The 24,216-nt window shown below is 70.2% G+C and carries 12 protein-coding genes; all 12 read right to left on the minus strand.

Annotated features, from left to right (window positions below; all coding sequences use genetic code 11):
* Positions 1-29: 29 nt before the first annotated feature.
* Positions 30-1,232, minus strand: a complete 1,203-nt coding sequence (locus ACFO6V_RS12150; RefSeq protein ID WP_377135639.1) for a WXG100 family type VII secretion target — start codon at positions 1,230-1,232, stop codon at positions 30-32.
* 158 nt (positions 1,233-1,390) lie between these two features.
* A complete protein-coding gene (locus tag ACFO6V_RS12155) occupies positions 1,391-1,675 on the minus strand; it encodes a WXG100 family type VII secretion target (RefSeq protein WP_377135641.1) in 285 nt (94 codons plus the stop codon).
* 116 nt (positions 1,676-1,791) lie between these two features.
* Positions 1,792-6,267 (minus strand): FtsK/SpoIIIE domain-containing protein, encoded by a 4,476-nt coding sequence (locus ACFO6V_RS12160; RefSeq protein WP_377135643.1) that lies wholly within the window; start codon positions 6,265-6,267, stop codon positions 1,792-1,794.
* A 1-nt stretch (position 6,268) separates the two neighbouring features.
* Positions 6,269-6,967 carry a hypothetical protein gene (locus ACFO6V_RS12165; protein ID WP_377135644.1) on the minus strand — a complete coding sequence of 233 codons (699 nt, stop codon included), beginning with the start codon at positions 6,965-6,967 and terminating at the stop codon, positions 6,269-6,271.
* A gap of 63 nt (positions 6,968-7,030) precedes the next feature.
* Positions 7,031-8,671, minus strand: a complete 1,641-nt coding sequence (locus ACFO6V_RS12170) for a serine/threonine-protein kinase (RefSeq protein WP_377135646.1) — start codon at positions 8,669-8,671, stop codon at positions 7,031-7,033.
* Between the two features lie 79 nt (positions 8,672-8,750).
* Entirely contained in the window at positions 8,751-10,439 is a 1,689-nt protein-coding gene (locus ACFO6V_RS12175; RefSeq protein WP_377135648.1) for an FHA domain-containing protein, read from the minus strand.
* Between the two features lies 1 nt (position 10,440).
* The gene (locus ACFO6V_RS12180) at positions 10,441-11,280 is read right to left on the minus strand and encodes a PP2C family protein-serine/threonine phosphatase (RefSeq protein WP_377135650.1); all 840 of its coding nucleotides are present in this window, start codon (positions 11,278-11,280) and stop codon (positions 10,441-10,443) included.
* Entirely contained in the window at positions 11,277-13,004 is a 1,728-nt protein-coding gene (locus ACFO6V_RS12185; RefSeq protein WP_377135652.1) for an RDD family protein, read from the minus strand. The genes ACFO6V_RS12180 and ACFO6V_RS12185 overlap by 4 nt, the downstream gene beginning before the upstream one ends.
* The gene (locus tag ACFO6V_RS12190; RefSeq protein WP_377135654.1) at positions 13,004-15,457 is read right to left on the minus strand and encodes a transglutaminaseTgpA domain-containing protein; all 2,454 of its coding nucleotides are present in this window, start codon (positions 15,455-15,457) and stop codon (positions 13,004-13,006) included. Before ACFO6V_RS12190 ends, ACFO6V_RS12185 begins: the two co-directional genes overlap by 1 nt.
* Positions 15,454-16,776 carry a DUF58 domain-containing protein gene (locus tag ACFO6V_RS12195; RefSeq protein WP_377135656.1) on the minus strand — a complete coding sequence of 441 codons (1,323 nt, stop codon included), beginning with the start codon at positions 16,774-16,776 and terminating at the stop codon, positions 15,454-15,456. The genes ACFO6V_RS12190 and ACFO6V_RS12195 overlap by 4 nt, the downstream gene beginning before the upstream one ends.
* A complete protein-coding gene (locus ACFO6V_RS12200) occupies positions 16,773-17,747 on the minus strand; it encodes an AAA family ATPase (RefSeq protein WP_377135658.1) in 975 nt (324 codons plus the stop codon). Before ACFO6V_RS12200 ends, ACFO6V_RS12195 begins: the two co-directional genes overlap by 4 nt.
* A gap of 142 nt (positions 17,748-17,889) precedes the next feature.
* Positions 17,890-23,946, minus strand: coding sequence for an Ig-like domain-containing protein (locus ACFO6V_RS12205; protein ID WP_377135660.1), 6,057 nt, complete (start codon positions 23,944-23,946; stop codon positions 17,890-17,892).
* Positions 23,947-24,216: the final 270 nt, after the last annotated feature.

Genomic DNA, 24,216 nt, shown 5'->3' on the forward strand with positions numbered 1-24,216 from the left:
GCTATCCAATCAGTTTCTGCAGGTGGTCACTAGAAGCCGAAGAAGTCTCCGACGCCTTCGAGGGCATCACCCGCGCCGTCAAGGATGGCACCACCGGCGTCAGCTATCGCGTCGACGGTGTCAGCAGGCGAGACGTCGAAGGAGACCGAGAAGCCGGCGCCGATACCCAGCGCCGCTCCGAGCTCCAGGTCGACACCCACGTTGTCCCAGCCGACGTCGACGTCCGCGTTCGCCTTGACGCCGATCCCCGCGTAGACCTCGCCTTCCGCACCGGCCGTCACGCCGGCCACCGTCACCGATCCGTTGGCCGAGGCCTCCGCACCGGCGAAGGCTTCGCCACCGACGCTCGCACCGAGGCCCTCGGGGCCTACCGTCACGCCGCCGTTGACCTCTGCGCGGGCACCGACGAACGCCTCGGCGCCACCTTCGGCACCGATGTGCTCGCCGTAGCCGACCTGTCCGCTCGCGCTCGCACCGGCACCCGCCGAGACGCCTGCGGAGCCCTCGGCGGTCAGCCCGTTCTCGCCGATGCCTACCGACCCGCTCGCTTCCGCCCCGGCACCGGCGTGCGCCTCTGCCTCACCGGAACCGTGCACGCCGTCCTCGGAGCCGAACTCGCCCTCGACACCTGCCTCGGCGCCGACGAAGCCTTCCACCGAGCCCTCGGCGAGGTTGACGCTGACGTTGGGGTCGCCCTTGCCGTTGGCCGCGTCGATCGGGTTACCGTCGGCGTCTACCCCCGTGTCGACCATGTTGCCGTTCTCGTCGCGGGTCTGGTGCGACTCGTGCGTGTACTCGTTGGTGTTCCGCTCGAACTCGCCCTCAGGACCGTTCCCGGAGAACGTGGGGCCGCCGTTGCCCTCACCACCGGACTCGGAACCGCCGCCGCCTCCGCCGCCGCCGTTCCCCGCACCGGCGCCGGCGCCAGCGCCGACACCCACACCGCCCGTCCCGCTGTAGTCGTCCGAAGTCGACTGCTGGGCATCCGCGTTGGCACGCACCTTCACCGCGACCTCGGTCAGCGCGGCGGCAGTGTCCTTGAGCTTGGTCAGGTGGGTACCTGACCACTCCTCACGAAAGCCGTCCGCGTCAGGGCCGCTCCAGCCGGCCTGCTGCGGAAGCGCAGCCTCGACGGCTGTGACGACGGTGTCGAGCGTCTCGCCACCCTCGTCGAACTTGTCGGCAAGGAGACGCAGCGCTTCGATATCAGCGCCATACATGCTCCCGCTCACATGATCCTCCTCATGTTCCGCCACCGACAGGTTCGGATGGCCGTATCAGTCCGTGCTGATCTGATCGAGGGATGCGGGGCCGGTCATGGCCCCGCATCCCTCGGTGATGGCCTCCGGTCCGGAAGCCCGTCCTACAGAGCTGGATAGCTCGAGCTCGATCAGTACGAGCTCGAGGTGTCCTGCTGCATGTTGGCGTTGTTGTCGGCCGTGGTGCCGTACTGCTCGAGCGCCGCGGCGATCTCGGTCAGCTTGGCAGAGTGGGTACCCGACCACTCCTCCTGGAACTGCGTGGCGTCGGGGCCGTTCCAGTCCGTCTGGTCCATCTGCGAGGTGATGGTCGTGATCACCGTGCGCACCTGCTCCGCCTGAGTGCGGAGCGTGTTGGCCAGGCTCCGGACTGCCTCGACGTCAAGACCGAAGACGTTGCCACCCTGTGCGACCATTTCGTGCTCCTTAGTTCGTGGCTGCCCCTGTGAACAGCCGCTGTTTCTGCGACGTCACGAACTATTTCACGGCTCGTGATGCAGCGACATGGGGAGGACTCCCCATGCACAACCCGTCACCCTGGCAGGGCGACGTGGATCTTTGAGGCCCGTCCTGCGGTGAGGAGGAAGCCACGGCCGGGCGGGAAGTCCTTGCGACGGATCCGTCCCAGCGAGGTGTTCATCAGGGTCTCGCCGTCGCTGTCCCCGGGGGTGAGGATCAGGCCGTTGCGGCCGGACTTGAACGGCCCGGCCAGCATGAACGCCTTGCTCCAGGTCGACGACTCCGACTCACCGACGACGAGCTGCTCCTTGCGGGTGGCGAGCTTGACGAACGCCTCGAGCGGCTTCTCCGCGGGCGTGCCCGTGAGCTCGGTGTAGTTCTCGATCATCACGGTGAGCTGCCCTGGGGCCAGCCGATCGCTCTCGAGCACGGTGGTGAGCTCCTTGAGCCTCTCCACGATGTCCTCTGGCGTGGAGTCCGAGGACTCCCAGACGTCCAGCGCCGACACGCTCGACCGCCGCGACGACAGGTACACCAGCCGCGTGCCGCCGGTGCGGCGCAGCGCGGTACCCAGCGTCACGAACGCGGTGGTGCGGCCCGCTCCCGGCGGACCTGCCAGCATGAACGGTCCACGCATCGGCAGACCCACCGGTGCGATGTCGAGGTCCCGCAGGCCGATGGTGGCCAGGTCCCCCGTGCGCTGCGGCAGCTGATCGAGCGTGAACGTGTCCGGCAGACGCTCGACACCTGGCGCCTGGGGCACACCGCCCACCGTGCGCATCGTCTGCTCCAGCCGCGCCAGCTCGCGCGACTGCACCGCCGCGTTGGAGTCCCCGCCGAGCACGGCGATCTGGGCCTCCTGGCCGTACATGATCGCCCGCCCCGGCGCCGAGGCCGGGCCGAGGACGTCCTTCGGCACGTTCAGCATGACGTAGTCGTCCTCCCTGGCCATCCGGTGCACGATCCGCTTCTGCACGGTGGAGGCGAGGGAGGGCGGTACGGACACGGCACGGTCGCCGGTCATCACGAGGTGGATCCCGACTGGGCGCCCGTCGGTCGCGAGCTGTGTGAAGGCTCCGAAGATCGAGAAACCACGTCCCGTCATCGTCTCGTAGGAGTCGCGGAACGCGCCGATACCGTCCACGAGCAGGATGATGCGCGGCTCGTCGGGCTTGTTCGCCAGACGGCGGTACTCGTCGATGGTCGCCGCCCGCACGGCCGCGTACCGGTCCGACCGCTGGTCCAGCGTCTCGCGCAGCCTGCGCAGCAGGCGGGTCACGCGCTCCTCGTCGTCGCCGGAGATCACCGCGCCGACGTGCGGCAGGTTCTCGAGCATCGACAGGCCGCCGGAGCCGCAGTCGATGCCGTAGACCTGGACCGGGCCACCGCGGTGCGTCAGACCCGCCGACACCGCGATCGTGCGCAGCGTCGTGCTCTTACCGGTGCCACCCGTGCCGTAGATGGCGAGGTTGCCGTCGGTGTCGGGCTCGTAGTGCACGGTCGGCTGAGCCTGCTGCGGCGGGTTGTCGAGCACACCCAGCACGAGCTGGCTGTCCGTGCGGCGGTTGGGCAGCAGCGCCAGGTCGTAGGTGGCCGCCAGCTCCTCCAGCCACGGCTTGCGCGGCGCGGGCACCCCGGCCTCGGCCGCCGCACGGCGGATGGTCGTGACCATCCGCGCGATGTCGTTCGGGCCCGGGTCCTGGTTCTCGACCACCTCGGGGGCGGGCAGCTCCCAGCGCCGGCCCGTGCCGAAGTCCATCTCCTCGAGGTCGAGCGACGACCGCTCCGGCTCGTCCTTGGTCCATCCTCCGGCGTAGCCGGTCTGGAACGTGGTGAGCCGGCCCGGGCCCGTCTTCGCGGCACCGCGCCCGGGGATCGACGGCGAGAAGTGCGCCGCCATGTCGTCCCCGAGGACGTCCTTGGAGTCGTTCTCGTCGGCCATGCGCAGGGCGATGCGCAGGTTCGTGTTCGCGCGCAGGTTGTCCTTGATCACGCCGGCGGGGCGCTGCGTCGCGAGGATCAGGTGCAGGCCGAGGGACCGGCCACGCTGGGCGACGTCGACCACACCGTCCACGAACTCGGGGACCTCACCCACCAGCGCCGCGAACTCGTCGACGACGATGATCAGGCTCGGCGGCGCCTCGGGGTCGCCCGTGCGCTCCAGCGACGCGAGGTCCTTGGCCTTCTTCCGGTTGAGCAGGTGCTCGCGGTAGTGCAGCTCGGCCCGGAGCGAGGACAGCGCGCGCCGCACGAGGTGCGGCGACAGGTCGGTCACCAGGCCCACCGTGTGCGGCAGGTTGACGCAGTCGGCGAACGCAGCGCCGCCCTTGTAGTCCACGAACAGGAAGGTGACGCGGTCGGGGCTGTGCGCAGCGGCCATGCCGAGCACCCAGGACTGCAGGAACTCCGACTTTCCGGCACCGGTGGTTCCACCCACCAGCGCGTGCGGACCCTGCGTGCGCAGGTCCAGGTGGAACGGCTCCACGCCGTCGTGCCCGATGAGCGCGCGCAGGTTGGTCGGGGTCTTGCGCCGTACCGGCGGCGACCCGTCGCGCGGGGTGAGCGAGAGGTTCTCCTTCCAGCGCTCCACCACGCTGTTCGGCTCCTTGCCGACCTCGGTGCCTGCCAGAGCCAGGTAGGAGACGGCGCGCGGCAGGTCGGACTCGTCGCTGGTGGGGGCGCTGACGTCGACCACGGGGGCCAGGATGCGGGCCACCTCGCGCGCGGTGGCGAGGTCGACGGCGTCGCACCGCACGGGGTAGGAAAGCTGTCCGTAGTGCACCTCACCCGTCATCGCGTCGTTCGCCGCGGACTCGGGGTTGAGCAGCACGAAGGTGCGGCATGCCGCGGGAAGCTGCTCGACGGTGGGCGCGATCCACACCACGTAGACGCCGGCCGACGGTCCGTGCTCGGCGAGGCGGACGAGCCGGGCGCGCTCGACGGGGGCGTCGTCCTCCACGAGGACCACCACCGACGGCAGCACGGGCTTGGGCGGGGCCTCCTTGCGGTCCTTCGCCGCGTCCCGTTCGCCCTCCAGGGGCGGGTGGGCGTCGAGGCTGACGCCGCGTCCCTCGACCAGCTCCTCGAGCCGGGTCAGCAGGGAGATGCCGGAGCCGGGGTCGTCGGCCAGGTGGTCCGAGGCCCCGAGCGGGCTGTGCGGCGAACCCGTGTGGGGCAGCCACTCGAGCCATTCCCAGTCCGCGCGGGAACGGGCGGAGGTCAGCGCGGTGACCACGACATCGGCGGGCGAGTGGAACGCGGCGAGCTGCAGCAGGACGGACCGCCCGACGGGCTCCACCACCCCGCTCGGCCCGGCGATGCCGACGTTGCCCCCGTACCGGAACCCGGCGCCCATCGGGACGTCGTGGATGACGGCGCACCGCTCCTGGAGCTCCAGCACCCGCTGCCAGTGCTCCGGCACCGCGTCGTTCTCACGCGGCTCGTCGAACTCGGTGCGGGCCGGGGCGGAACCGAGGCCGAACCGCACGGTGAGGAAGCCGCGGTGCTCCGGGCGGTGCGTCCACATGAGCCCGCCCAGGCGGCGGACGGCGTCGATCCCCTCCGCGAGCGAGGGTGCCTCGGCGAGCCGGACCGCCCGTTCGACGGCATGCGTGCGGTCGATGCGCTCGGCCGTGGCCTCGACAGCCTTGTCGAACAGCGCGGACGCCTTCTCGAACTCCTTCTTCGCGTTGACCTTCCGGTCGAAGTACATGCCGACCATCATGATCGGGCTCATGACCATGAACATGAGCGAGATCGGGTTGCGGGTGATCGAGAACATGGCGGCGCCGAGCATCATCGGCGCCAGCATCATGAGCCACGGCAGGCGCTGCGGCATCGGCGGCTTCGGCGGCTTGGGCGCCTTGATCTTGATCTCGCCGAAGCGGGTGACCACGCGCGGGGACCGGTTGAACTCGACCACGGGGCTGGTCGGCGCGATGCTCGTGGAGCGGTGCAGGGCCACCACGGACAGGGTGGTCTCACCGAGGGTCACGGTGTCCGACGACGTCAGCACGGCACGCGTCATCCGCTTGCCGCCCATGACGAGGCCGTTCGCGGAGGCGAGGTCGTGCACCTCGATCGACTCGCCCACGATGATGCGGGCGTGCCGTTTGGAGACCTGTCCGTCCGAGAGCCGGATGTCCATACCCCGGTCGCGACCGATGTAGGACGTGCCGACCGGTAGCGGGAACTCGCGTCCCGCGTCCGGGCCTTCCATGACGCGTAGCTGCGCCACCGCCGTACCGCGGTCCTGCCCGGGGTTCACGAACTGCTCGGAGACCCGGACTATCGACACCACGGAACCCGAGCGCAGGCCGGCCTGGACCAGGTCGTTCGTGGGGGTCAGGACACGGCCGCCGGTGAAGCTGCTCGAGCCGTCCCCGACGATCTGCAGGGTGAGGTTCTCGGGTGCGGCAGCACCGCCCCGGGTGGGGTCGCCGGAAAAGAGGGCCTCGGCCACGTCCCGCACGGTGGCGGTGGCGTCGGCGGTGACCGCGACGTTTACTGCGGACTCGTCGGGTCTGTTCAACGTCAGCTTGATGCGCACGTCAGGCGTCGTCCTTCAGGTCAAGGAGTGGTAGGTCTGCGGGGGTGACAAGTCGGGAGGCGACCGCGTACTCCACGAGCCGCGCGCGGCGGTTCGTGGCGAGCAGCCCGGGGCCGCCACGCAGCCCCTTCACGCCGATCCGGTCGAGCTTCTCGCAGACGTTGTCGAGCTTGCGGTTGAAGCGTGTGGTGGCCCAGCCCAGGCGACGGGCCGCGTCCGCACTGGACGGGATCTCGCTCAGGCCAGTGCCCTCGCGCCGCAGCATGGGCTCTGCGAGCACCACGATCAGCTGCTTCTGGCTGGTGGTGAAGCTGATGGCGCCGATGGTCGTGGCGCCGCTCTCGGGGTCCTCCGAGCGGACCTCGTGATACGGGGCGTCCGTGAGCTGGGCCGTCACCTCATAGGTGGTCGGACCGGCCGTGAAGACGATGGAGGTGGTGGGGAAGACCAGCGGCAGACGGTGTCCGGGTGGCAGCCAGGACTGCACACCGCCGCCCGAGTCGCACACGGTCGCCGAGATCAGCGACCCGACGTTGGAGAGCCACCAGATCTTGTCCTCGTGCGTCACCCGTAGGAAGCGCCGGTGGAGATAAGGGTTGTCGTCGATCGCGAGCTCACCCTCGCGGCCGATGTCGAAGCCGTTCTCCGCCTGCGCAGGATCGAACCACTCGCCGCAGAACTCCAGCATGAGCTCGCCCACGTCTCCCCCTCTCCTCCTCGTTGATCGGCCGGCCGGTCAGTCGGCCGGCCGGCCGGAACTCGTTCAGCCTGCTGGGACGCAGGCCTGCTCGGCCTTCGGCGATTCCTTTCCAGCACGGTCGACGAACACCTCGACACATGTCTGTTCGCCCTCGGCACGGGGAATCGTCACCGAGGTGTCCGTCCCGACGGACACGGGCGGGCTCTTCTCCGTGATCGACAGCACGCGGTACCCGAACTTGTCGCCCTCGACGAAGTCCTCCGGCGCCTTCCAGGTGAAGACGGCCTCGTCACCCGCGGCCTTGCCCGCCAGGTCCTGGACCGGGGGCACGTAGCCGAGCAGGGCGTCTGGCGGCGGGTCGACGCCGGCCTCGACGGTCGCCGTCCCGTCCGGGTCGGGCTCGTCGGAGCTGCCGTTCAGGACCAGCCAGCCGACGACGACCGCCGCGACCAGGACCACCGCGCCGACGGCCAGCCAGATCATGCCTGCTCGCGACGGCGGATCCTCCGGCTCGACCTCCGGCTCCTGGGTCGCCTGCGCCTCGGGCAGCCGCGTGCGGTGGACCGTCTCCTCCACGGGCGGGGCTTCCCACCCGGGAGCGGCCACAGGCACGTCGAAGCCGGCAGGGACCGTCGTCCGCCGGCTCTCGGTGCCGCCCTGCTGCGGACCCCACCCGGAGGTCTCGCGCGCGGGCGGCGCGAAGGTGCCCGATGCTGTGCGCACGCCTCCGACCGACGGCGGCGCAGCTTCGGGCCGCTGTCCGGGGTCGATGGCCGTGACGTTCTTCAGCCGCGTACCGTCGTCGTCCTCTTCCTCCTCCGCGACCGCGCCGGTCTCGTCCAGGAGGTCAATCGGCGTCATGTCGCGTGCCAGACCCACCTGGACCTGCTGCAGCGCCCGCGCGAACGCCAGCACCGACGGGTACCGCGAGGAGGCCTGCTTCGCCATGGCGATGCGCAGCACCTGCTCCAGCGACGGCGGCACGTCGTTGCGCCCGATCGGGGGCAACGGTGCCTGCTCGACGCGCGCCACCAGGTCCGCCGACGTGTTGGACCCGCCAGGCACCTCGAACGGCGTGCGACCGGCCAGCAGCGTGTAGCAGGTGGCGGCCAGGGCCCACACGTCCGTCGTCTTCCCGGCGACCGGCGGGTCGCCGAACGACTCCGGCGGCGACCACGGGATCGACATGCCCTCGGCGGCCGAGGCCTCTTCCAGAGTGGAGGAGATGCCGAAGTCCGTCAGCACCGGGTGCCCGAACTGCGTCACCAGGATGTTGGCCGGCTTCAGGTCACGGTGCAGGATCCCGAGCCGGTGCGCGGTCTCGACCGCACCGGCGATCTGGATAGTGGTGCGCAGCGCCTCGGCCAGCGAGAAGCGCTCCGTGCGGTAGCGCGCGCCCAGGTTGGGGCGCGAGCAGTACTCCATGGCCAGGTAGGGGCGGCCGTCGTCCGCGACGCTCGCCTCGTACATGGTCACGATCGAGGGGTGGTTGCCCAGGATCGCCATCAGGTCGGCCTCGGAGTCGAACGCCACCCGCTGGGCGTCGCTCGCGTGCTCCTTGAGGAGCACCTTGACGGCGACCAGGCGCTTCGGGCGCTGCTGCTCGTACAGGAACACGTCCGAGAAGCCACCGGAACCGATCAGCTTCTTGTACTCGAACCCCGCGATGTGGGGCGGCGCCGACGGGGCGCGCTTGCTACTCACTTGTCTCCCTCTGGATGTGGCAACGATGTGGCGCGGTCACCGGCCGTGCTGCGTGCGGGCCGTGCTGCGTGCGGAACGGTCACCAGATGCCCTCGAAGGTCAAGGTGGCGCCGTCGCCGAGGTCCACGACGTCCCCCTCGACCACGATCACCTTCTCGTTCGGGTGCAACCGCCGGGGCGCCTGCCCCGCGCGCAGCAGGGTCGTCCCGTTCGTCGTCGCGAGGTCCGCGACCAGCACGTGCCACTCCTCGAGCGTGATCTCGACGTGCGACCGCGAGATGTCCTGGTCGGGGCTGGCCACCGTGACCAGACGCGGTGTGCGGTCCGCCGACGCGTTGTTGGTACGCGGACGGCGCCCCACGATCACCGGGCGGTCCAGCTCGACCACCTGCGGACGTCCGGGTGTCTGCTGCACGCCGCCCGTCACGATCATCTGCCCGAGCGCCGGACGGGACACCAGCTCCGCGTCACCGACCAGGTCCGCGCCACAGGTACGGCAGCGGTCGGCGGTGGGCGGGTTGGGGTGCCCCTGCGGGCACGGCCGCCCCAGGATCTGCGGGGCGCCCGGCAGGACCGCGGCGGAAAACTTCGGGACCGGGCTCGCCTCCTTGCGGAGCGCGGCGATGTCGACGGACATCATGGTCTCGCCGTCGTGGTCGGTCAGGTCGCCGGGAGCGGGTTCCATCACCGAGGCGGCCCGCTGTGCGGCACCGGGAGTGACGCCCGCAGGCGGCTCCGGCGCGAGCACCGGCGGCGTCCAGCTCCCGGGCACGCCCGAGATCAGCCCGTCGCCCGGGTCGGCCGGTTCCGGTGCCACCGGCTCGGGTTCGGCGGGTGCGGGCGGCGGTGGCGGCACAGGTGCCGGAGCGTGCTCCTCCTCGGCCTCCTCCTCGTCCTCCCCCTGTCGCACCGCCGCGTCCTCGACCCGGCGCATCACCGTGTCACCGAAGAGGTGGCCGTAGTCGTCGTCACCACCGAACTGCGTGGACTCGTCGATCTCACCGTGGGAATCGGCCGGCGCGCTGGGGCCGGGGACCACGCCGAGCCCGAGGATCGGGACCGGCTCCGACGCCGGTGCCGGCGCGGGCGGCGTCTCGACAGGTTCGGCCGCCGGGATCGGGGACGACGGGGCCGATGGGGCCGATCCGGCGTCGATCATCGGCACATCCAGCGCCCCCGGCACGATGGTCTCGCTCGATACCCGCCGATCGGGCAGGACCGACGAGATGCCGGCGAGGGTCGGGAAGTCCGGGAACGCATCGGTCTCCGGCATCTCCTTCGCGGGGATGAGCAGCGCGTCGGGGGTTGCCGGGGCATCCACCAGCGTGCGGCGCAGGGCGCTCGCGCGCACCACTGCCGCCTGCACCGGGTACTCCCAGTCCGCCGGCGACTCGTCGGTGGTGATCGCGAACGACATCGGGGCGTCCACCACCCGCTCCGACCAGGTGACGACCCCTGCCCCCGTCACCTCGACGGGTGCGCCACCACCCTGAGCGGTCACGACCACCTTCACGCCGGTCCCGCGCACGGCGACGTGCGCCGCCGTCGCCGGGTCGCCGCCCGAGAGGGAGACCACGGCGAACGGAGGCGTCTCCGCCAGCCCGCCCGCAGCGAGCACGCCGAGGGTCGCGGCGACGCCGCCGTCGGCCTGGTCGAGGGCGGTCCAGAGCGCGTCGACGACGTCGGCGGACGCCGGCCCGGGCAGCACGACCACCGTGCCGTTGCGGACCACGGCTCGCGCGGAACCCTCGCTGTAGTGCACCGTCATGTCAGACCCCCTGGCTTCTTGCTTCGTGCTCTTCCCGCGGCAGGGTGTCCTCGTCGGGCTCTGTCCCCGGCCGAGGTGCTGTCGAGGACCCCAAGGTCTCGTGGTCCACGCCCGTCACGTCGATCACGACCACCGTGATGTTGTCCCGGCCCCCTGCCTGGATCGCGGCGTCCACCAGGAACGCCGCTGCACGCTCCGGGTCGGGCTGCTCCAGCAGGATCGTAGTGATCTGGGCGTCCGTCAGCTCACCCGTGAGCCCGTCCGAGCAGACCAGCACACGGTCGTGCAGCGCCACCGGGATGTACCGGAAGTCCGCTCGCACCCCCTCCTGCGCACCGAGCGCCCGGGTGATCACGTTCCGCCGTGGGTGGCGACGTGCCTCGTCCATGGTGATCGTGCCCGCGTCGATGAGCTCCTGCACCTCGGAGTGGTCGACGCTGACCTGCGCGAGCACACCACCGGACAGCATGTACGTCCGGGAGTCGCCGACGTTCACGAACAGCCAGTACGGCACGTCCTCGCGCTCGTCGACCAGGACGCCGGTGAGCGTGGTTCCCGGGGCGTTGCCCGAGTCGGTCTCGATCGCGCGGATCCGCTTCTGCGCCAGCTCGAGGTAGGCCTCGACGAGCGCGGGCTCCACCTGCTCCACGTCGGCGAGCGCGCTGAGGGCGGCCAGCGCCTCGGCGCTCGCCACCTCCCCCGCCTCGTGGCCGCCCATGCCGTCGGCGACGAAGAACACCCGGCCCGTGGCCAGGTACCCGTCCTCGTTCAGGGTCCGGCGACGTCCCTGGTGCGAGGCAGCGCCCCAGACCGTCGTGAGCCCCTGATCGTGCTGCGTCATGCCTTCGGCTCGTCAGGGTGCACGACGATCCGGCGGTCACCCACGTGGATGGTCGAACCCATCGGAACGCGCACGCGCGCGCCGGGCTCCGCGACCTGCGGCGAGCGTCCGGGGGCCGACACGACGGTGCCGTTCGTGGAGCCGCGGTCGGTCAGCCAGAGCCCCGCGGGGTCGACACCCAGCTCGGCGTGGTTCTTGGAGACCGAGCGCGTCGGGTCCTCGACCCGCACGAGGATCGTGGGCGAACCGTCGGCTGCCTGCGGGTTGCGGCCCACCAGCGCGGGTCCGTCGATCACGTGCCGCGCGCCGGACTCGAGCTCCAGGACCACCGTCACGACCGCCGCGGGCACCAGGCTCGGCGCCTGCATCCGCGTTGCCTCCCACGACTCGTCCGCCTGGGCGGGCGGCCGGGCCACGCCGTCCCCCGGGAAGCTGACGGGGCGGGTGGGGCGGGACTCCGGGTGCTGCTGGGGCGGGAGCTCGTGCCGGACCGGAGGCGCGGCGGGCTGCTGCACGGGCGGTGCGGCAGGCTCCGGCTGAGCGGCCGGCCAGGTCTTGGACGGCCAGGCGGACTCCGGCGCCTGCGGCTGGACCTGCTGGACGGGCTGGGACTGGACCGGGTACGGCTGCTGGACCGGCTGCGGCTGCTGGGCCTGGACCGGCTGCGGCTGCTGCGGCTGCTGAACCGGCTGTGCGGCCGGGGGCCCGCTGGGCGCGCTCCCGGGTATGCCGGTGATGACGCCGCCGGCCGCCGGTGCGGCAGGCGTCTGCGGGAACGACCACGGGTCGGGGGCCGCGACGGGCGGCGTGCCCGGGTGCTGCGGTGCCGCCGGCGCCTGCGAAGGCATCTGCCGGGAGGCCTGCTGCACCGGGGCCGACGGCGTGGCCGTCCGCAGCGCGGGCCGTCCCGGCGCGCGGGGGCCGGGCCCGACCGGGGCGAGCCCTGTGGTCACCGCGATCTTCGGCGCACGAAGATCGAGCACGGCGGACCGGGCTACCTTGTCGTGCCAGCCCTGGACCTTGTCACCCTTGTCCCACAGGGGGGTCAGGTGCACGATGATCGTGCCTGCCGCCGGGATCAGCGAGACGGCGCCGAACATGAGCACCCGGATCAGCTCGCGGCCGAACCCGAGCGGCCCGCGGTCGTCGGCGGAGACCGTCCGCAGGCCCAGCGCGGAGTTGCCGACCGTACGGCCGGTTCGCGACTCCCAGATCCACATGGACAGCATGAACGCGAAGGACACCGCGCCGGCGATCAGGTAGAGCCGGATGAACTGCCCGGCGATCTCGGCCGCCTGCTCCTGGGACACCACCACCAGGGCGTCGGGGGTCTCGATGAACAGCAGACCGATGCCGACGACGATCCCGGCGAGTGCACCGGCGATCGCGCCGTCGATCAGCCAGGCCAGGAATCGCTTGCCGACACGCGCGTAGGGCGCCTCGAGCTGCTGCGGTGCGACGCTCGAGCTCGGGATCTGCGTGGCCGTGTACACCTCGACCTCCGTGGTGATCGGCGGCCGGCTCTCCACGAGCGGCACCCCTCCCGAACCGCCGCTCTGCCAGGCCTGCGCGGCCGCGGCGGCCTGCTGCACCTGCCCGCGGGGAGTCTGCTGCGGCTCCACCACGGGCAGGCCGGTGCGGGGGAACGCACGCCCGCACGCGGCACAGAAGGGCGCACCCTCCTGCTGAGTTACCCCGCACCCGGCACAGACCACGGCCGTCATCATTTCTCCTTCGTCGTGCCGGTCGCCCGGGCCACCGCCTGGGCCCGGCGTCGTTCGGCGACACGTACCCAGATGGAGCGTAGCGACAGGGCCGCCCGCACCCGCTGTCGTGTGCTCACGGTGGAGCGTAGCCCGCCGACGAGCTCATCGACCCCTGCCCAGAACGCGTCGACCTCGGCAGGCGTGGGCTCGTGGATCCCGAACACCGTCTCGTCCGCGCGGTGCGCGAGCATGAGGGTGGACGGAACGGCGTGCGCCCCGGCGATCACGCCGGCGCTCTCCCTCCTGGTCGCCCCGCGCGGCACGGAGGTCCCGAGGTCGGTGACGACGTCGACCACCTCGTACCAGCCACCACTGATCCGGTCGGCGGGCTGCTCGGCGTTGCGCCGCGCGGTCCGACGCCGGGCCTTGTAGGCGAGGATCGCCACGATCGGGCCGGCGATCACCAGGAGCGGGATACCGACGGCAAGCAGGATCATGCCGAGCAGGCCCCAGTCGAAGCCCTCGTTCTCGGCCTCTTCCTTGTCATCGTCCTCGACGCTTCCGGCCTTCGCGTGCTCCGGCTCCTCCGGCGGCTCCGGGTCCTGGAGCACCGGGGGCTTGGGCTCCTCCTTGCTCTCGGGCTGAGGCTGCATCTGCGGCTTCTCCTCAGGGACCGCGTCGATCGGCACCCAGCCGTACTCCTCGAACGGCACCTCGATCCAGGCGTGCACGTCGCTGCCGAGCACGGACCAGGGCTTGCCCTCCTCGTACTCGCTCTGCTTGTCCGGGTAGAAGCCCATGACCACGCGGGCCGGGATGCCTGCCTGCCGCGCCATGAGGGCGAGCGCCACGGCGAACTGCTCGTCGTCGCCCACCATCTCCTCTTCCGCGAGGAGCGTGTTGAGGCGCTCCGCGGAGTGCCCCGGGCGGGAGAGCGGCTCGCCCTCGAGCCCGCTGGACAGGAACCCGTCCGCCTGCAGCCCGTCACGGATCCGGAACAGCTTGGTGGCCGCGTCGGTCTCCTCGCCCGTGAACTGGACGGTCTTCGTCGGCAGCTCCTGCGGCATCCCTCTCGAGTCGGTGGGCGGCAGCTCCGGGTCGAGGTCGACCTTGCTCTTCTTCAGCGTCTCCTCGCTCGGCTCCTCGGTCACCAGGGTGTTCAAGGTGTACGAGTCGCCCGGCCGGATACCCGCGGTGGTGATCGCCGTGTGGGTCTTGTCGTTGTAGTAGGAGCCCTCCATCTGGGCCTCCGCGTTGGCGCCCTTCCAGCTCACGCCGGTGAGGTCGCCGACCTCGGGAACCCAGACGCCGCGGTACCCGGTGACGGTGATGTCTATCGACATCGGCTTGCCCGTAGCGGTGGTGGCGATCTCGTCGCCCACGCGCGTGTAGACGCCGGTCACGCCGCCGTCGCCGGACGCGTCGTAGACGACGCCGTCGTACTGGTCGAGCGTGGCGATCGTGATGCGGCCGTTCTTGGGAAGCTCGCTGATCGTGAACATCTCCTCGTCGCGAACCTCCTTCTTGTAGTGCCGGAAGCCGACGAGGGGGCTCGTGTACTCGTGGATGTCGAACGGCGGGCGCACCTCCTCACGGAGCACCGTGCGGTCCGGGTCCGACAGGAGCGGCGCGGTGAAGCCGGCGGCGAGGGCCGCGACGGCCAGGATCGTGGCGCCCGTACGGACCCGGTACCAGCGCAGCCTGCGCGTGGCCTCCTCGCTGGACGCCGTGGTGATCGAGTGCGTGCCGACCCGTGCCTCCATGACGCGCACCGCGCCCCAGAGGAGAGCCACGATGGTGATCACGAGGCCCTGCACCACCGGCAGCGCGACGTCGACCGTGCCCAGCAGGATCACGCCGACCAGGCCGACGATCACCGGGACCACCGCCCACACCGCATGCTTCGCCCGCCAGGCGATGGTGCCGGCGATCAGCGCGACGAGCAGCATGAGCAGGAAGGGGATGACACCGAGGTCGGGGAACGACTGGATGGGCGGCGCGGTGGTGATGAACCGCTTCCAGCCCTCCACGGAGCCGAGCATCAGCTCGCGCAGGGAGTCCAGGGACGGGACCACACCGGCGATGGCGGTGTGCGGCACCGCGAAGGCGGCGCCGAACAGGAAGTAGCCGACCACTGCGATGGCGGTCACCACCACGGCGGGGAAGCGGCGCCAGGCGCCCACCCAGGCCACCACGAGCCCGACGAAGGCTCCGCCGATGGCGGGCAGCAGGTAACCGAGCGAGCCCCAGACAGGCCCGAACCCGACGATGACGGCACCGAACATCAGGCTCAGTGCCGCGAGGTCGACCAGGGCGAACACGGTCAGCGCGCGTGGGCGCTCCGCCTCCTTGCGGCGCGTGGTGCCGCGGCCCGTGCCCGTCCGGAATCCGCTACCGGTGTTGTACGGCGATCGGCCCCGGTCAGCGCCTGCGCCGACCGGGGCGTTCCCGCGAGTGTTCTCGTTGCTCATCCGTCGCTCATCTTCTTCAGCGCAAGGGGTAGGTCGGCGAGGCGGCCCAGCGTGAGCACGCCCATCTCGGCGATGGAGTGCCGTCCGAGGGACGCGCCAGGTACGCACTGGATGGCCATGACCTGGACCCCGGCGGGGACGCGTGCCGAGGCCGCGCGCAGCTCGGTGGGCGTCACCATGCTGCCGACGATGAACGCGATCACCGAGAAGTCGGTGGCGGCCATCCCGGCAGAACGGGCAAGGTCCACCAGCTTCGTCTTGCGGGACTCGAGCTCGATGCGGGACAGGTCGTCCATGAGCCGGGTGCGGTGGTCTCCGTGCAGCGTCGCCTCGTTGACGAGCACCGTCACGCCGCGGTCCTCCTTGATGGCCTGCAGGCCCAGCGAGCCGCAGACGCTCACGGCGAGCTCGAACTCGTCCTCGTGCGCGTAGTCCTCGGCGCGCGTGGACAGCAGCACCGCGAGGTGCGAACGCCGGGTCTCCTCGAAGACCCGGACCATGAGCTGGCCGGTGCGCGCCGTCGTCTTCCAGTGGATGTGCCGCCGGTCGTCGCCGGCCACGTAGTCGCGCAGGGCGTGGAAGTTCACGTCCGAGCTCGTGATGTCGTTGGTGACCCGGCCCTCGAGGTCCTTGAGGAAGCCCGTCGAGGAGCCCGTGAGGTTCTTGACGCGGGGGTGCACGAAGACCTCCTGCTCGTCCGTCCACGTCATCTCGCGGCGCAGCAGGCCGAGCGGGTCGGCCCGCACCGACTTGACCGGACCCACCGTGATCACGCTGCGGCGCCGGGTCGGGATGGTGAAGATCTCCTCGTGCGTGCCGCCACCCTTGAGGCGCGGCACGGGGAACGCGGCTGTGCCGGTACCCACGGGGAGCTCCATCACCGAGGGCAGCAGCGGACGGCTGGACGCGTTCTTCACGTCGAGGCGTCCGACGGCGCGGTCACCGACAGTCACCCGGGCCTGTGCGAGGTCGAGCACCACGTCGTACTTGAACCGGCCGAGCACGAACACGATCGCGCAGACCAGCGTCACGCTGAGCAGCACCGCGGCGACCACCAGCTCGAGCCAGGCGAGCGTGAGGCCCGCGATCCAGGCGCCGATCGTCACGAGGGTCACCGCTATCCCGAACGTGCTGAACGTACGGCGGACGGGCGCGACCACTCGCCCCACCGCCGCCGCCCGGGAACGGGCGGCGGCGGCGAGAGTCACCCAGCCACGCCGGCCACGCTGGACCTGGGCGCGGCCGACGGCGAGCAGGCCGCGCGGAGTCTCCTGCCGCTTCCCGTACGCGGGGCCTGGTGAGATGCCGGTCGCGCTCATGCCGAGGCCCGCTCCTGCGGTGCCGCGACGTCGGCCATGATCCGGGAGAGCACGGCTTCGGGGCGTGCGCCCGCGAACTCGGCCTCCGGGTCGAGCACGAAGCGGTGGCCCCAGACCGGCTGGGCCAGCTCCTTGATGTCGTCGGGCAGCACGTAGTTGCGACCGTGCGCGGCGGCCCACACCTTGGCGCAGCGCACCAGGGCCAGCGCACCACGGACGGAGACGCCGACGCGCACCTCGTGCGCGTTGCGCGTCTCCTCGGCGAGGCGGGACACGTACTCGAGCACCGCGGTGTCGGTGTGCACGTTCGCGGCCAGGTCGGCCATCTCCGTGACGGCCTTGGTGGTGATGATGGGCTGCAGCGCGGAGCTGCGGTCCTTCAGCGCGGCACCCGACAGGATCTCCACCGTGGAGGCGTGGTCCGGGTAGCCCACCGAGGTCTTCATGAGGAAGCGGTCGAGCTGGGCCTCGGGCAGGCGGTAGGTACCGGCCTGCTCGATCGGGTTCTGGGTGGCGAGCACCATGAACGGGCGGCCGGTTCCGTGTGCGACGCCGTCGACGGTGACCCGGCCCTCCTCCATGACCTCCAGGAGCGCGGACTGGGTCTTCGGCGAGGCACGGTTGATCTCGTCCGCCAGGACGATCGACGCGAAGATCGGACCCGGGTGGAAGTCGAACTTGTGGGTGTTCTGGTCGTAGATCGTCACACCGGTGACGTCCGACGGCAGGAGGTCCGGCGTGAACTGGATCCGGTTGTGCGTGCCCTGCACCGACGCCGCGATCGAGCGGGCGAGCATGGTCTTGCCGGTACCGGGGGCGTCCTCCAGCAGGAGGTGGCCCTCGGCGAGCATGCAGGTCAGTGCCAGACGCACCACCGGTGCCTTGCCCAGGACCGCCTGGCCTACGTTGCCGACGAGCCGCTCGAAGGTCTGGGCGAACCAGGCCGCCTGCTCGGGGGTCATCGTGGTCATCTCATGTTCCCTACTGCTCGTTGCTGCTCGTCCGCTGGGTGAATTCGCTGGGTGAAATTTAGTCGATCATCGCGTGACCGGCCGCCGCCTGCGCGGTGGCCGGTCACGGTGGGGTGGCCACCGACGGTGGGGCGGCCGAATGCTATCCGTTCCACCAGTTCGTGACGCCGTACTCCGTGCCGTCGATCAGCACGCGGACGGGTACCCCAGGATGGCCGAAGAAGCATCGGAGCTGCACCCCGCCGTTGCCGTCCCCGAAGTTGTACGAATTGACATCACTGCTGCCCCAGGACCGACCGTGCGTGACGATGTCGTGCCAGCCGCTGACCTCGGGTGTGTCTCCCGCCCAGCAGGCCACGTCGTGACTACCCGGCGTGAAGTCCGTGAAGTTGATGTAGTAGTACGCGCAGGACGAGTGGCTGCACTGGCTGTTGTCGATACGGCTGCCGTGGGTGACCGTCGCCGTGGGGTTGGGCCTCGCATCCGACGTGCCGGAAGCGCACACGTTGTCGCTCTTCTGGCCCGTGCTGTCGGTCACCTGGATGCACGCCGTCAGGGTCTGGCTGTAGCCGGTGTTCACCGTCTGGGGGCCTGTCTTCGCCGAGCTCGTGACATCCCGGGTGACGCTCACCGTCGTGGGGCGGCCGTTCTCCGCCCTGCCGTCCCAGTTGAAGGTGACCTGCTGGTTGCCGCCCTGGGCGCTGATCGTCGGATTCGGCACCGGGCCGTACGGCGTCTCCGCGTTCGACTCGCCCGACCACGGCGAGCACGTGCCGTCGTTGCAGGCCCGCACGCGGAACGTGTAGGACGTTCCGTTGGTCAGCCCCGGGTAGTTGTACGACGTCGTCTTGCCGACGTTCTGCCCGGGCCCACCGTTGGCCGAGACCTCGTACCGATGCCCAGGCCCGCGGAAGTTGGCGTCCGAGATGGCGCTCCAGCTCACGGTGACCTGCTTGTCAGCAGGATTGCTCGCCCGCACGTTGGACGGGATCGACGGCTCGCCGTACGGCACCACGCTGTTCGACTGCTCGCTGATACCCGATCTGCCCGCCTTGTTCTCTGCCTGCACGGTGAACGTGTAGGACGACTCCGGGTTCAGGTCCGAGACGTTGATGGGCGACTCCGTCGTGGTGATCGTCCTTGCCTTCGAACCGTTCTGGTACACGGCGACGTAGTACTTCCTGATCGCGTCGCCGTTGTTGGCCGGAGCGGGCCAGCTGACGTCGATCCGTCCACCGCCCAGGTCGTCCGTGCGGATCGCCTCGGGCTTCCCCGGCGTATCGGGCTTCCCCGCCGGGATCTCCGCCGCGGACGGCTCGCTCCAGTCCGACGGGTCCGGAGCGTCGTTCTTGGCCTGCACCCGCACCGTGTACGCGACGCCGTTCTCCAGGTTCTCCCACACGACCTGGTTGCCCGTCTGGCAGGTCTTCTGGGTCACGCTGTCGGTCGGGGCCGGGCTGATCTCCAGGTTCACGCACTTGATCGCCGACCGGTCCGTGTACCTCTGGTTCTGCCACGCGACCGTGAGCTTCTTGTCGCCGAACTTGAGCGTCGGCGGGCTCGGCTGGTCAGGCTTCTCGTCAGGACGCGCCTCCTGGGATGCCGGAGACGGCTCCGACTCGCCCACCTCGTTGGTCGCCGTGACCGTGAACTTGTACTTCACGTTGTTCTTCAGCCCGTCGAACGTGCAGGTGGTCGTGGCGCACTCGTGCTCCTGACCACCGTCGGTCCGCAGCGTGTAGCTCGTGATGTCGGCGCCGTTGTTGTTGGGCTGCTCCCAGCTCAGCACCACGGTCTCGGAACGCACTTCCTCCACGCGCGGCGCCCGAGGTGCCTCCGGCTTGCCCAGTACCGTCAGCTTCGCGATGCCGTCGACCTCGCGATCCGGGTCCTCCGTCGCGTCCTGCACCGTGTAGCGCACGACCATCGCACCGGTGAAGTCCTCCCCTGGCGTCACCACCAGCTGGTTGCCGCTGTACGACGCCGTACCGGATCCGGTCTCGACCGTCGCGGAGCCCACCAGGGTGAGGTCCTTGCCCGGGAACGGGTTCGTGTCGTTGGCAAGCACCGGGATCGTCGTCGCCTCGCCCTGGTGAGCGTCGATCACCACGTCGTCAGTGGTCTGGACGAGATCGCGTGTCGAGCCGACCACCTTCACGGTCAGCTCTCCGCTCACCCGCGGGTTCTTGCCGTCGGACACCGTCATGGGCAGCTTCTGGAAGGTGCCCTTCGAGACCGACGGGTCGACCATGGCCGACACCGCGGTGCCCGATACCGTCGGGGTGATGCCGTTGTTGCCCTTGACCTGGAAGTCCAGCGGGTCCTTGTCAGGGTCCTTGACGTAGCGGGAGAGGTCTACCGAGCTCTCCTCGCCCTCCGCCACCTCGAGCACCGGCGTGCCGGTGATCTTCGGCGGCATGTTGGTCGACGGGGTGACGTCGATGAGCAGGGTGAGGACAGCGGAGAGCCCTTCGGAGTCCTCGGCGTCGACGCCGTCGGTCACCTCGAAGCTGACCGACGCCGCACCGGCGTAGTCGTCGGCCGACGTGTAGATGATCGTGTCCGTGTCGGGGGCCTGCGCCTTGCCCTCGATCCCCTTGACCGACTCCCCTTCGGTGATGCGTACCTTGCGGTCCTCCCGCACCACCACGTAGTCCTCGAGCTCGATCGTGAGCGGCTCACCGCTGGTGGCCTTGAGCGGCTCCAGACCCGGCTTGAGGTGAGGGCGTGCCTGATCGCCCGGGACGCGCACGAACGCCTTGGCCTTGAGACCGTCCATGTCGGTGACCGTGTAGGTGATCACCTGGGTGCTCGCGGTGAGCTGCACCTCGAGCAAACCCTTCTCGGTCACGCGCACGCCCTCCAGAGGCGGGTCGACCGCTACCTTGAGCTCAGCGGCCACGCCGTCCGGGTCGACGTCGTTGGCCAGCACGTCGACGGTCACGTTCGCGTCCCCTTCCACGTCGTCCGAGGTCACCACGTCGTCATACGCGACAGGGCGCAGCAGCGGCGCATCGCTGTTCACGTTCACCGTGATGGCCCCGCCCGCAGGAGCCTTGAAGCTGTCCTGGATGCCGTAGTAGAAGGAGTGGGAACCCTCCTTGCTCGGCGCGGTGACGATCACGTCGTCCTCCACGGCCTTGGGCTTCAGGTCACCTGTGCCCTCGAAGCCCTTGGTCACCAGGCCGATCTCGTCGCCGTCCGGGTCGGTGTCGTTCTCGAGCGCGCGGATCGCGACCGTACGGTCCGGCCGCACAGTGGTCTCGTCGTCCGCGGCCTGCGGCGGCTGGTTGGTGGCGGGCTTCGGCACGATGCCCACGCGCACCAGGCCCCTGCCTACCGCGCCCCGCGTGTCCGTGACCTCGTAGGTGAAGGTGTCCAGACCAGTGCTCTCGGCGCCCGCCGTGTAGTCGATGAACCCGTCGACGATCCGCGCCGTGCCCTTGCTCGCTGCGGCAGAGATGGAGCTCAGCGTGACGTAGTCGCCGTCCGGGTCGCTGCCGTCCAGCTTCAGCGGGATACGGGTGGTACCGCCGCTCAGCACGCGTGCCGTGATGTCGGGCAGCTGCGGGGAGGCGTTCTGCGGCTTGTCCAGCACGGTGATGCTGACCTGCGCGGAGTCCTTCTGGCCGTTCACGTCCGACACCTCGTAGACGGCGTGGTACGTGCCCGCCTCCGTGCCGGCCTTGAACCGCACGGCGTCCTCCGAGACGAACGCCTCACCGGCCGATGCCGGGGGCGTCTCCTTCAGCTCGTCGGTGAGCTTCAGCTCCAGGCCGTCAGGGTGTGCGTCGTTCTTCAGCACCGGGATGGTGACCACGTCGCCCACGCGGACGATTGCGTCGTCGGGCCCTGCCTCCGGTGGCCGGAGCTGCTCGGGCGCCGGGATCGACACGACGCGCACCTGACCGGTGGTGGTGCCCGTCCCGTTCGCGACGGTGTACTTGAACGTCACCGGCGTGTTGAGTCGCTTGATCTCCGAGATCTTCAGGATCTGGTGGTTCAGCACCGCGACCTTCACCGGGGCGTTGTCCGGGACGTCCACGCCCTGCACGACGAGCACACCGCCCGCGGGGTCGGTGTCGTTGGCGAGCACGTCGACCAGCGCCGTGCCGCCGGTCGGCAGCAGAACCTGGTCCGTGACCGCTACCGGTCGGCGGTCGTCGTCCGGCGGGTTCTCGACGTCGACCCGGACCAGTCCCATCATCGGCTCTGGGCCGTCGGTGATCTGGTAGGTCACGTCGTAGGAGCCGGGCTTGTCGCTCACGAAGCGGAACACACCCGCGGCGTAGTTGGGCGTGATCGTCGCGCCCTTGGTCTCGGCGACGCTCGTCAGGCGCAGCTTGTCGCCGTTCGGGTCGTGGTCGTTCTTGAGCGGCTCCACCGTCACGGGCTCTCCGACGAGCACCTTCACGTGGTCCTGCACCGGAACCGGCGGCACGTTGCTCGCGACGACCTGGATCAGCAGCTTCCCCTGGAACGGCAGGTTCCCCGAGTCCGACACCGTGATGTCCACGATCTTGCGGCCCGTCGTGCTGCCACCGTCGCGGAACTCGATGGTGCCGTCCGGGCGGGATCGCACCTCGTCCAGGGGGTCGGCGGTCGCGGCGCTGGACAGGAACAGGTCGTCGCCGTCCGGGTCCTTGAAGTACGGCAGCACCTTGATGCTCGCCGTGCCGTCCTGACCCACCGTGAGCACGGGCTCACCCATCTGCTCCGGCGGGTTGTTCTCCTCCAGCGGCACCACCCGGACGTCCACCGAGGCCTCTGCCTTGCCCTTGCGCCCGTCGTCCACCTCGTACTTGAAGCTCGTGGTCCCTGACGCGTCCGCCGGCACGTCGGCCTGCAGTGCCGCGCCGTCGAGCACGCGGTCGACGGTGACGTCGCCCTCGGTCTCACCCTTGACGGACACCGTCATCACGTCGCCGTCCGGGTCCGAGTCGTTGCCCAGCACGTTGAGCACCGTGGTGCGTCCGGGCCGCACGCCGAACGAGTCGTCCTTGGCCTTGGGCGGCCGGTTCGCCTGGTTCCGGTCGGCGACGAAGTTGTCGACGAGCTGTGGCGTGGCCTCCTCGGACTCCGTCTTCTTGCCCTCGCCGTCCTCGGGCATGACGATGTCCCAGTCGTTGACCTTCTCGAACAGGTCAGCGGCCATCCACAGGGAGCCGCCCGCGATGTCGTTCAGCACGATGACGTCGCGGTTCACGCGGTAGACCAGGCTCGTGCCGGCGGCCACGCCCTCGAGCACCTGGTCGACGTCGTTGTCGGTGTCGGCGCAGTCACGGATGACCTGACCGGAGTCCCAGGCACCGTACGTGCACCCTTCGAGCTGCACGGGCGCCGACGGCGCACCCTGCGCCGCGCGCGTGGTCGCGTCCCCGCCGCCGAGAGGCTGCGTGACGAGGCCGTTCGGGGTGGCCAGCACCACGTTGTCGGTCTTCGCGGAGGGCTGCTGGAGCTTGCCCTCGGCGCCGTTCTCGACCTTGACCGTCTCACCGCCCGGCAGGACGAGGTTTCCGGTCGACTGGTCGAGCACGACCGGCTCGTCGCCGACGGCGGAGACCTCCACCTTGGCGTCGCGCCCCACGGGGAGGCTGGACTCCTCGCTCTCCTCGGGCACGCCCTGCACGCCGGTGGGGACGGTGTAGAGCTTGGCGTCGGCCGGCACCGCGAGGAACACGGTGCCTTCCTTGCCCACCGCGAGCGTGCCGCCCTTGCCCACCTTGAGCGTCGGCTTGAGCTTCTTCTCGTCGAATCCGACAGCACCCTCGAACGGCAGGACCCAGAGCCGGCCCTCTTCCTCGTCGTACACCGCAGTCGTGGCGCCGCCCGAGGCGACCTGCGCGCCGGCCGGCAGATCCATCGAGCCGTCCAGGATGAGCTGGGCCGGGTTGACGGGGCTGGCTGACGAGTCGCTCGAGCTGTCCAGAAGCACGCGCTGCGCGTCCTGCTCCACGTCGTAGCTCGTCGCGTTGGCCAGCAGGACGCCGTCCAGCGCCTTCGCGTCGTAGTTGAAGCGGCCGAGCTGGCCGGACGACGTCTGGGTCACCCAGACGCCGGAGTCGTTGAGCTGGACGTCGGCCGTTGCCTCGCCGTCGTAGAGGAGTGCGAAGCCGAGGAGCCCTCCGGCGAAGAGGGTCACCACGCCGACCGACGCGGCTGACCTGCGGTTTTCGTACACGCGTGAGGCAAAGCTCATGCGTCCTCCTCTTTCATCACTCCAGCGAAGTCTTGTCCGCCCGGATATCACACAGGCACAACGCAAGCACCCTACCGGGATGGTGGGTGAATCGTCGTTGATTTTCGGTGGGCAGGACTACCCATACGGCCCGCCCAGATTGTACGAGTCTGTCTGCTACATGTCAGGACTATTGCGCTCTGCACGAAGAGTGACCACGCAGTTGCTGCCGGACCGGGCGCGATCCTGGCAGCAACTGCATGGTCACTTTCGGGCTGGAGCGAAACTCCT

Source organism: Promicromonospora alba, assembly GCF_042654905.1.
In the GTDB taxonomy this organism is placed as follows: domain Bacteria; phylum Actinomycetota; class Actinomycetes; order Actinomycetales; family Cellulomonadaceae; genus Promicromonospora; species Promicromonospora alba.

Excerpts from the sequence above, each read along its gene's own strand:
- ACFO6V_RS12205 (WP_377135660.1), bottom strand. The coding sequence starts at position 23,946 with ATGAGCTTTGCCTCACGCGTGTACGAAAACCGCAGGTCAGCCGCGTCG.
- ACFO6V_RS12180 (WP_377135650.1), bottom strand. The coding sequence starts at position 11,280 with ATGACGCAGCACGATCAGGGGCTCACGACGGTCTGGGGCGCTGCCTCG.
- ACFO6V_RS12200 (WP_377135658.1), bottom strand. The coding sequence starts at position 17,747 with ATGACCACGATGACCCCCGAGCAGGCGGCCTGGTTCGCCCAGACCTTC.
- ACFO6V_RS12185 (WP_377135652.1), bottom strand. The coding sequence starts at position 13,004 with ATGACGGCCGTGGTCTGTGCCGGGTGCGGGGTAACTCAGCAGGAGGGT.
- ACFO6V_RS12175 (WP_377135648.1), bottom strand. The coding sequence starts at position 10,439 with ATGACGGTGCACTACAGCGAGGGTTCCGCGCGAGCCGTGGTCCGCAAC.
- ACFO6V_RS12155 (WP_377135641.1), bottom strand. The coding sequence starts at position 1,675 with ATGGTCGCACAGGGTGGCAACGTCTTCGGTCTTGACGTCGAGGCAGTC.
- ACFO6V_RS12195 (WP_377135656.1), bottom strand. The coding sequence starts at position 16,776 with ATGAGCGCGACCGGCATCTCACCAGGCCCCGCGTACGGGAAGCGGCAG.
- ACFO6V_RS12190 (WP_377135654.1), bottom strand. The coding sequence starts at position 15,457 with ATGAGCAACGAGAACACTCGCGGGAACGCCCCGGTCGGCGCAGGCGCT.